The 8,333-nt window shown below is 69.3% G+C and carries 7 protein-coding genes and 2 pseudogenes; 6 read left to right on the top strand and 3 right to left on the bottom strand.

The genetic code is table 11. The features are described 5' to 3' along the window. Positions 1-2 precede the first annotated feature (2 nt). The 6 genes and pseudogenes from AC5P1C_RS37175 (at position 3) to AC5P1C_RS37200 (ending at position 6,925) form a co-directional block, all read left to right on the top strand. Positions 3-908, top strand: coding sequence for a lantibiotic dehydratase C-terminal domain-containing protein (locus AC5P1C_RS37175; protein ID WP_493870384.1), 906 nt, complete (start codon positions 3-5; stop codon positions 906-908). Further along, a complete protein-coding gene (locus AC5P1C_RS37180; RefSeq protein WP_493870385.1) occupies positions 905-3,436 on the top strand; it encodes a lantibiotic dehydratase C-terminal domain-containing protein in 2,532 nt (843 codons plus the stop codon). Before AC5P1C_RS37175 ends, AC5P1C_RS37180 begins: the two co-directional genes overlap by 4 nt. Before the next feature lie 54 nt (positions 3,437-3,490). Next, a complete protein-coding gene (locus tag AC5P1C_RS37185; RefSeq protein WP_493870386.1) occupies positions 3,491-4,765 on the top strand; it encodes a cytochrome P450 family protein in 1,275 nt (424 codons plus the stop codon). A gap of 42 nt (positions 4,766-4,807) precedes the next feature. Next, positions 4,808-5,396: pseudogene (locus AC5P1C_RS37190) on the top strand (transposase); the annotation flags it as partial. Between the two features lie 142 nt (positions 5,397-5,538). Beyond that, complete coding sequence (locus AC5P1C_RS37195) at positions 5,539-5,988, top strand: hypothetical protein (RefSeq protein WP_493870391.1); 450 nt, start codon at positions 5,539-5,541, stop codon at positions 5,986-5,988. 592 nt (positions 5,989-6,580) lie between these two features. After that, positions 6,581-6,925: a hypothetical protein gene (locus AC5P1C_RS37200; RefSeq protein ID WP_493870387.1), complete on the top strand. Its 345-nt coding sequence runs from the start codon at positions 6,581-6,583 to the stop codon at positions 6,923-6,925. A gap of 301 nt (positions 6,926-7,226) precedes the next feature. Here the strand turns inward: AC5P1C_RS37200 and AC5P1C_RS37205 are convergent, their stop codons facing one another. The 3 genes and pseudogenes from AC5P1C_RS37205 to AC5P1C_RS37215 form a co-directional block, all read right to left on the bottom strand. Beyond that, positions 7,227-7,826, bottom strand: a complete 600-nt coding sequence (locus tag AC5P1C_RS37205; protein WP_493870388.1) for a dihydrofolate reductase family protein — start codon at positions 7,824-7,826, stop codon at positions 7,227-7,229. Next, positions 7,823-8,070 (bottom strand): annotated as a pseudogene (locus tag AC5P1C_RS37210) (metalloregulator ArsR/SmtB family transcription factor); the annotation flags it as partial. The gene AC5P1C_RS37205 and the pseudogene AC5P1C_RS37210, both read right to left, overlap by 4 nt. Positions 8,071-8,142: 72 nt before the next feature. Further along, a partial coding sequence (locus AC5P1C_RS37215; protein ID WP_493870389.1) for a dihydrofolate reductase family protein occupies positions 8,143-8,333 on the bottom strand: 191 nt, incomplete at its 5' end.

Below are 8,333 nucleotides of genomic sequence, written 5' to 3' on the forward strand. Positions count from 1 at the left end.
ACATGGCTCACGTGACTGACGTAGCTGATGTGGCTGACTTCGCTCCCGCGACCGACGGCGCTACGGCGCGTGCGGCGCCGAGTTGGCTGTCCGTGCACGTCTACGCGCACAGTGACCTCGACCGGCACATCGGGCAGTTGGCGGGACTCCTCCGGGACACCGCCGTCGAAGTCGACGCCTCGGCCTGGTTCTTCCTGCGCTACTGGGAAGGCGGGCCCCACCTGCGACTGCGGGCGCTGTGCGGTACGCCCGGCCAGCGCGACCGGGCGGGGAAGCTGCTCTGTACGGCCGCGCGACAGTGGGCCGAGGGCAATCCGGAGCAGCGTCCGCTCGGCGAGGCCGAGTACACCGCGTCGTCGGCCTGGATCCGTAGCCGCGAGGAGACCGGCCGCCCCGTGGCACCGCTGCTGCCCTCCCGTACGGTGCGGGTCGAGGAGTTCACCGGCGGCTGGATGCCACGGGCGCCCACGTGCACCGGCCAGCCGCGGACACTGTCCTTCCTCACGGCCTCCAGCAAGGTCACGCTCCAGCTGCATCTGCGCCACGGCTGGCAGACGCGCACCCGGCACGCCGTCGACACGCTGCGCTCCCTGCTGGCCGCACCGCCCCCCACCGGCTGCCCGCCGCTCCCTGGCGCCTTCGCGGAGTGGGCTGACCTCCTGGCGGGCCACGAGGCTCCGGACGTACGGCACCGCGCCCGCCTCGCGCGCAACTCCGCGTGGCCGGAACCGGATCGTGCCGCCACCACAATGGCTCGGTACTGCCTGGCCGTTCCGCGCACCGACGGCTCCGCGCAAGCGCTGCTGCACGCCTGGCACACCCACTGCAACCGCCTGGGACTCAACCTGCTCGAGGAGGCAGCCGCGGCCCTCACGGCGCTGTCCCTGACGGACAAGGAGAACGGATGACCCGGCCGATCGATCCCGTCGTGTGGCAGGACCACCGGCTCTACCACCGGACCGACCCGGACGGGCTGCTCACCCATCTCGTCGCCCCCCTGCTGCGGGACGCCGCACCGTACTGCCGTGCGCGGCACTTCTTCCGGGAGTGGCAGGGCGGCCCCAACATCCGCGTCGCCCTCCTGGTCGACAAGGAACACACGGACCGCGTCGCCGAGCACCTGCGGGCCCACTGCCTCGACCATCTCGCACGCTCGCCACAGTCGGGACAGGACTCCACGCCCCACCATGCCGCGCCCGGCGATCTGGGCTCGCGCGAAGGCGTCGTGGACGATCTGCCGCCGCAGCCCGACAACTCACTGCTGGCCGTGGAGCATCGGGACCGCTCCGAGCAGCTCGGCGGCCCGGCCGCCGTCGACCTGTTCGACCGTTTCCACGACCTGTCGACCGACACCGCCCTGCGTACGCTCGGCCACTGGCGGGCACGGACGGCCGCCGGGCACGGCAGTGACCGTGCCCGAGCCGCCGTGATGCTCATGCTCCACAGCGCGATGCGCTTTCCCGGGGCGCTGAGCCTCGGCGCGATGTCGTACCGCTCGCATGTCGAGGGCGCCGTCATGGAGTCCCCTCGCCCCGATCAACTCCGCCGCGAACTGGCCCAGTTCGCCGAACGCTGGGCCCCGGCCCTGCACCCGCTCGCCGAGCAGCTGCTCAATTCCCGGAATGCGCCTACGGAGGACGACCTGCCGGGAGTACGAACCTTCCTCGACGGCGTGGAGCGACTCATACCGCACGTCCGTGTGCTGCTTGCCGCCGACAAGCTGCACCTGCCCCTGGCCGGACGCAACGGCGAAACGACCTGGGACGAGGCGCTGCTACGCCGCAGCACGTTCCACCACTCTCTCCAGCGTGACCCCCGCTGGCTCACGGCCGCGGCCCAGGACCCGGTCCTGCGACTGCACCGGGTCCTGATCAACTGGGGCTACCTGCACATGACCCGGCTCGGCGTCCTGCCCGCTCAGCGCCTCGCGCTCTGCCACCTCGTCGCGGAACTGGCCGAACAGTACACACAGGAGCGGCCGTATCTCTCTTCGGCGGCACGGGACTTGGCCGCCGGCGTCCCAGGAACGCTCGGGTTGCGCTACATACGAAAGCACCGCACCGGCGTCCACATCCCACAGGACGTCGACTGGTCGCACCTACCCGCCGAAGGCCCCGACCGGGACGGGCGCGATCTGGTCCCCCTCACGCCACGGGCCGCCCCGCTGGGGTCGGTGCTACGCCGCGTCGCAGGGGTGTCGCGGCTACGGTGCGAGGCAGGAGCGCGCTCCGGCAGCGGGCGCTTCCTCGGCCCCGTACACCGGGTGATCGCATCTGCGGGACAGCGCTACCCTGCGGAACTGCACGTGCTGCCAGGGCAGTTGCTGCCGGAGGTGCCTACCGGCCGATACGAGCCCGCTCACCACGCCCTGGCGGTGCCGCCCGCCACTGAGCACCCGCCCGTGAGCACCCCGCAGGACCAGCTCGTCGTCGCGGTGACTCCCTGGCGGACCCGTTTCAAGTACGGGGAGTTCGCCTACCGTCTCCAGTCCATGGACGCCGGGGTCCTGGTCGGCCAGGCACTCGCAGTAGCGGAGGCCGACGGGAGTCCGCTGCGGGTCCGCTACTGGTTCTCCGACGCCGCACTCGACGATCGGATCCGGGTGGACGGCACCCAGACGCGCAGCTACGCAACGCTGACTCCCTGCGCTTCCGCCATGCCCGTCATGCCCGTCATGCCCGTCACGAACGGACTCCCGCACGTTGAGTCCCGGGGCGGGAACCGGCCCACTGGCGATCCCGTCGAGGACGCCGCACGCTCGCACCACTCCCCGCCCACGACCGTCATCCCGCCGCTCCTGCCCCGCCTGGCAGCCGGCGTACGGTCCTGGACCGACGTACCCGCTCAGCCGCGACGCCCCGACGCGTGGACGGCCCGGCACACGTCGATGGGCTTCACCGCTCCCGGGACTCTCGACACCGCCGAGTTCGGGCGCCTGTTGCAGCGCGCCTGCGCACCGTACGCATCGGACCTGCCCGGCGGCGTGCCGTTCTCCCAGACGGCGTTCGTGGCCGCGATCGGCGAGGTCGAGGGAGTCGCCCCCGGCGTGTACCTCGTCTCCGACGCGGGGAGGCGGATCGGGCTGCTGCGGGCGGGTGATGTCCGTCACGCTCTCCAATACACCCTGAACAACGGGGTGTTCGACCTCCGGAACACCCCGCTGGTGCTGACCCTGCTCACCGACTACGAGGCCGCGCTGCCGCAATACGGCGACCGGTGGCTGCGGGTTCAGGGCATGGAGGCGGGCGTGGCGGTGCAGCGGTGCCATCTGTCAGCGGCGGCCGATTCGTTGGCGTGCCAGGCGCACTGCGGCTACGACCCGGACCGGCTGCTCGCCGTGCTGGGTCTTGACGACCAACACCTGGATCCGATGATCCAGGTTCTGATCGGGCGGCCCCGCCCGCCGGGACTGCACCACGAGATCACCCTGTTCTGAAGCCCGTGCCACCCCAGGGCACCCCGACCGCCGCGCAACGAAAGGCAGCCCGTCATGAACCCCACAAGCGACAGCACCGAAACCCGTGCCGCCGAGTCGCGGTGCCCCGTGGACCCCGGCGCGCCGTTCGGCGATGCCTTCCACGAAGCTCCGCAGACGGTCCTCGCCTGGTTCCGCGAGCACCGGCCGGTGGCCGAGGTGGCACTGCCCAACGGGCTGCGAGCCTGGATGCTCACCCGTGACGAAGACGTGCGGGCCGCGCTCGGCGACCCGCGGATGATCCACGACACGCGGCGCTTCCCCGAGACGTGGCAGGGTCTCGACTGGAACTCACCGGCAGGAGACATGATCTCCGCGTACGGGCGGAACCTGTCGAGCGCCGATACACCGGAGCACGACCGCTACAACTCGGCCGTCGCGGGAACGTTCACGGCACGGCGCACGGGAGAGCTGCGCCCTCGCGTCCAGGAGATCGTGGACACGCTCCTGGACGGGCTGCCCACGAACCAACCGGTCGACCTGCTGGGGCAGTTCGCCGTACCACTGTCCGTGGGTGTGATGGGCGAACTCGTCGGCGTGCCCGAGAACGACCGCCCGGACTTCCTGGACTTCGTACGCCGCACCGTGTCGATCGACGACACCCTGGACGTCGCCGGGATCCGGGCATCGGCCATGCGTACATTCGAGCTGTTGACGGGTTACGTGGCGCAACGCGCGAGCCAGCCGCACAAGGACCTGTTAGGGGAGGTCACCACCCAGGTGCGGCAGGACGGCGGCTCCGACGAGGACGTGGTGACCGTGCTCTACCACCTACTGGTGGCCGGCTTCGACACCACAGGGGCGTTCATCGGCAACATGGTGCAGGGCCTGCTCAACCACCCCCAGCTGCTGGCGTCAGTGCGCAAGGACCCGGCCCGACTGGCGTCGGCCGTCGAGGAGTTCCTTCGCTACGACGGTTCGGCGCGGATGGGAGTGTGGCGCTTCGCCGCGCAGGACGTGGAGGTGGGCGGGCAGCTCATCCCAGCCGGGAGCCTGGTGATGGTCTCGCTCGCTGCAGCCAACAGGGACCCGGCCAGGTTCGCGGACGCCGACCGGCTCGATCTGGAGCGCGACGACATCGGCGGACATGTGGCCTTCGGGCGCGGCCGCCACCGCTGCACCGGAGCCGCCCTGGCCCGGCTGGAGACAGAGGTGGCGGTGGGCACCCTCGTCCGGCGTCACCCCCGGCTGCGCAATGCCGCCGACGAAACGCTGCGACGACGGACCGTGGTCACCCTCAACGGCCTGCGCCGCCTGCCGGTGGTGCTCGGCTCACCCGTCGAAGGCTAAGAGGTCCTAACAGAAGTTGTTGATCACGTGACGTCGGCTTCGATGGTTGTTGGTCTGTTCGTGGGGAAACGACAGTCGCGGCCATGGATCGTGTCGGATGAACTGCGGTTGCTTATCGAGCCGTTGCTGCCCGATCCAGGTCCGAAGCTGGTGGAGGGCCGGCCGCAGGCCCCGGACGGCAGGCACTGTGCGGGATCCTGTTCGTGCTGCACACCGGCATCCAGTGAGAGTACCTGCCCCAGGAGCTGGGCTTCGGCTCGGGGATGACGTGCTGGCGGCGCCCGGCCGCCTGGAACGAAGCCGGTGTGTGGGACGAGTTGCACCTGGTCCTGCTGCAAAAGCTGCGGGCGGCGAAGACGCTGGACTGGTAGCGGGCGGTGATCGACTCCTCCCACGTCCGGGCCGCTCGGCCCGGCCCAAGAGCGAACCAGCCCTGTCGACCGCGCGCGACCGGGCAGCGAGCACCACGTCCTCACCGACGGCCAGGGCATCCCGCTCACGGTGTCACGGCTCGGGCCTGGGCGTCTTCCGCTACGGGGTCGAGCGCACCATCGCCTGGCTACACGGCTTCCGCCGCCTGCGGATGCGCTGGGAACGACGCGACGACATCCACGAAGCATTCCTCGGACTCGCCACCCTGCCTCATCACCCACCGCCACGTCCAACGTCTTTGCGCTCACGCCCGGTTGTTTCGGGGCTCGCCGAAACACCTGGAGTTCGGTGGCTCGTGCGGTTGACAGTGTGGGATGACCGCGATCGAAGGGGGAACGAGCGTGAAGATCAAGAAGACGGTGGCGCGCGCCACCGCGATGGCACTGCTTGCGACCGGAGGTACGGCCGTCAGCACTGCGACCGCGACCGCCGGCGCGGAGCCGGTGGAAGCCATGGGTTCATGGAAGCGCTCCTGCGCGAGGGTCGAACACCCCAAGGACAAGGATGGATTGGACCTGTTCGCGTCGAGGTACTGGAGCGGCAACAGCAAGTACAACGGATATGCCCACTTCCAGTCCTACGGCGAGGTGTGGGAGGCGGAGAACCAGACCAACGCCAAGGTGACCGTCCGCGGATACGTCAGCGGAGAGCTCAAGTTCAAGGCGGTCCTCAAGGAGAAGGGCGCCAAAGCGAGGGACAACGATTCCTTCAAGGAGGGCAAGAAGGTCAACCTCTTCGTGACGGTGCATGGCGGCCGGGGTACGAGCAAGTGCTATGGCGGCATTACCTGAGCGGAGTTCGTTCGCCGTCCGGCCTGTTGGAGGTCGCCGCGCTGATTGCGTCGACCTTCACCCGCAGCGAACCGCCCCCGCTCCCCTGCCGGTTGGCAGAGAAGCGGGGGCGGTGGTTGTTCAGGCGGGTTCGTCGGTGGCGTACCCGTCGGGCAGACCCGTTCCTCGAACCCGTGTACCCAGGTTCGGTGGATGGCCGGGGTTGTTCGTCGGTGAGGCCGAGTGCGGTCAGGCTGGTCACATCGGCGGCCGCGGCGCCGGTGCGGCTCCGATGGGTGCGGGGAGTGCGTTCCAGCGCACGATCGACACCGGTGTCGACCATGTGGGCGCCCTGGGCTACGGCAGCGGCTCGCCTGGTGGTGCTGGCGTGGCACGGGCGCTCACCCCGATACCGGTACCTGCACTCATCCTGAGCGCGCTCAATGGCTGGTGCCGGTACAGAGCGCCCTCACCCCAGTACCGGCGAACGCGCCACAGACCTGTTCGTCAACCGGGAACGGGACTGGCGGGTGCCCGGCTGCATCGAATGGTACGACGGGGGTCCACCGGTCAGGAACGAGAACGGAGAGGGCGACTGCCCCGCCAGCGACGTATGACACATCACGACAGCACTACGCCAGCCGCCGCCTCCCGCAAGGGGCGGCGGCTCGCCGCAGCCCCGGCCGGTTCGGCCGCGGCCCTGCTCGTCGCCGCAGGGTTGTGGCTCGCCGCCGGGTATCGGGCCACCAACGAATGTCGCGAGACTGGCTTCGGCATCGCCGACGCGGTGGAGATAACGGAGGACGGCTGCCAACTCATCGTCCGCTCCGAGGACGGCAGACGCCTGCGATCGGCGCCTATGCCCTCGCACGACGGTGCACTGTCGGCACTGTCGATGGTCGCGGCAGCGGCCGCCGCAATTCCGCCGTACATCCTGCTGCTACGCCGCAGACACTGAAGTCTCGGACAGGTGCGCAAGCCAGCTCGCGACCACCTCCACGAACGACGCCAGGCCGATCCCGCGGTCCACGTGACCCACCTGCTGCGGAGAATTGCGAGCTGGGCTACACCTGTCGGCGTACACACGGACGTGGCTCTGGCAAGATTTTCGGATGCTGTTGGTGATCTTCATTCGTCTCGGTGAAGTCGGATCCCGGTCTCGCTGTTGATCCGCCACCGACGATCCGCACCTCTACGTCCTGGACATCGTCTGGTCCGGAACGGATGAACGAGGTAGCCGAGTGCACTGACCGGCCGGTTCAGCGGACCCGGTCGTAGACCATGGCGAGTTCGCCCAGCTCACCGGTCTCCTGATGGGTGAGCTTCCACTTGGAAGCCGGCAGGCCGTCGTCGAACAGCCGCTGCCCGTCTCCCGCGATCTCGGGGAAGATCATGAGGTAGAGCCGGTCGATCAGATCTGCCGCAAGGAGCGGCTTGATGACACTGGGGCAGCTGTTGACGAGGATGTCGCCCTCGCCGGTGGCCTTGAGTTCGGCAACGACGTCGGCGGCCGAGGCGTTCACCATGCGGGTGTGTTCCCACGGCGCTTCGGTCAGGGTGGTCGAGAGGACCACCTTTTCCGTGTCCACCAGCCATTTCGCGTATCCGCGATCACGCGGATCGGCGTTCTCGTCCTCGGCGACAGAGGGCCAGTACGCCAGAAATCCCTCGGCGTTGATCCGACCGAGCAGCGCCGTCGTCGCGCCCTCCCAGATGCGGGTGAGCTGGCTCCGCGCGACCTCGGACGTCACGTACGGCGCGAACATGCTGAAATCGCTGGGCCCGCCAGGACCGTGGTAACGCCCGTCGAGGGAGAGGGACAAATTCGCGGTCACCCTGCGGCCGGGCGAGTCAGTCATTTCGTGCTCCTCATATCGGTGGTGTCGGTGTCGTGCCGGTCCGCGGCGAAGGTCGCCGCGAGCTTGTCGAGGCTCTGGCCGAAGCCGATCTCGATGCTTGCGATGAAGTCAGCGGAGTCGACGGTGCTGTCGGTGATCCGCCAGTGGACGTCGAGGTCCGTGACGGTGTCGGTGGGCGCAGCCCCAAGTCGACGCGGGCGGTGAAGTTGGGACTGCCGTCGGGCAGTAGTGGCCAGGATCGGTAGATGCGCCCCCACAACCCCACGTCCAATACGTGACAGCTACTGCGAGTGACCGGGGCTTCCCTGAGGTCCGGTCACTTGCGCCAGAACAGGTGGTGGGTCACGCCGCTCGGGCTGGGGACGACGTCGAGGTGGAATCGGTCGAGCAGCTCGTCGGGCGACTCCCAGAGTCGTACGCCTGACCCCAGCTTCACCGGCGAGACCGCCACATGCAGGGTGTCGACGAGATCGGCGTCCAGGAACTCCCGGATGACGGTGGCCCCGC

This window comes from Streptomyces sp. A18 (assembly GCF_059026065.1).

Bases quoted from the DNA above. Each gene is read 5' to 3' on its own strand.
- AC5P1C_RS37180 (WP_493870385.1), top strand. From the start codon at position 905: ATGACCCGGCCGATCGATCCCGTCGTGTGGCAGGACCACCGGCTCTAC.
- AC5P1C_RS37175 (WP_493870384.1), top strand. From the start codon at position 3: ATGGCTCACGTGACTGACGTAGCTGATGTGGCTGACTTCGCTCCCGCG.
- AC5P1C_RS37205 (WP_493870388.1), bottom strand. From the start codon at position 7,826: ATGACTGACTCGCCCGGCCGCAGGGTGACCGCGAATTTGTCCCTCTCC.
- AC5P1C_RS37200 (WP_493870387.1), top strand. From the start codon at position 6,581: ATGACACATCACGACAGCACTACGCCAGCCGCCGCCTCCCGCAAGGGG.
- AC5P1C_RS37185 (WP_493870386.1), top strand. From the start codon at position 3,491: ATGAACCCCACAAGCGACAGCACCGAAACCCGTGCCGCCGAGTCGCGG.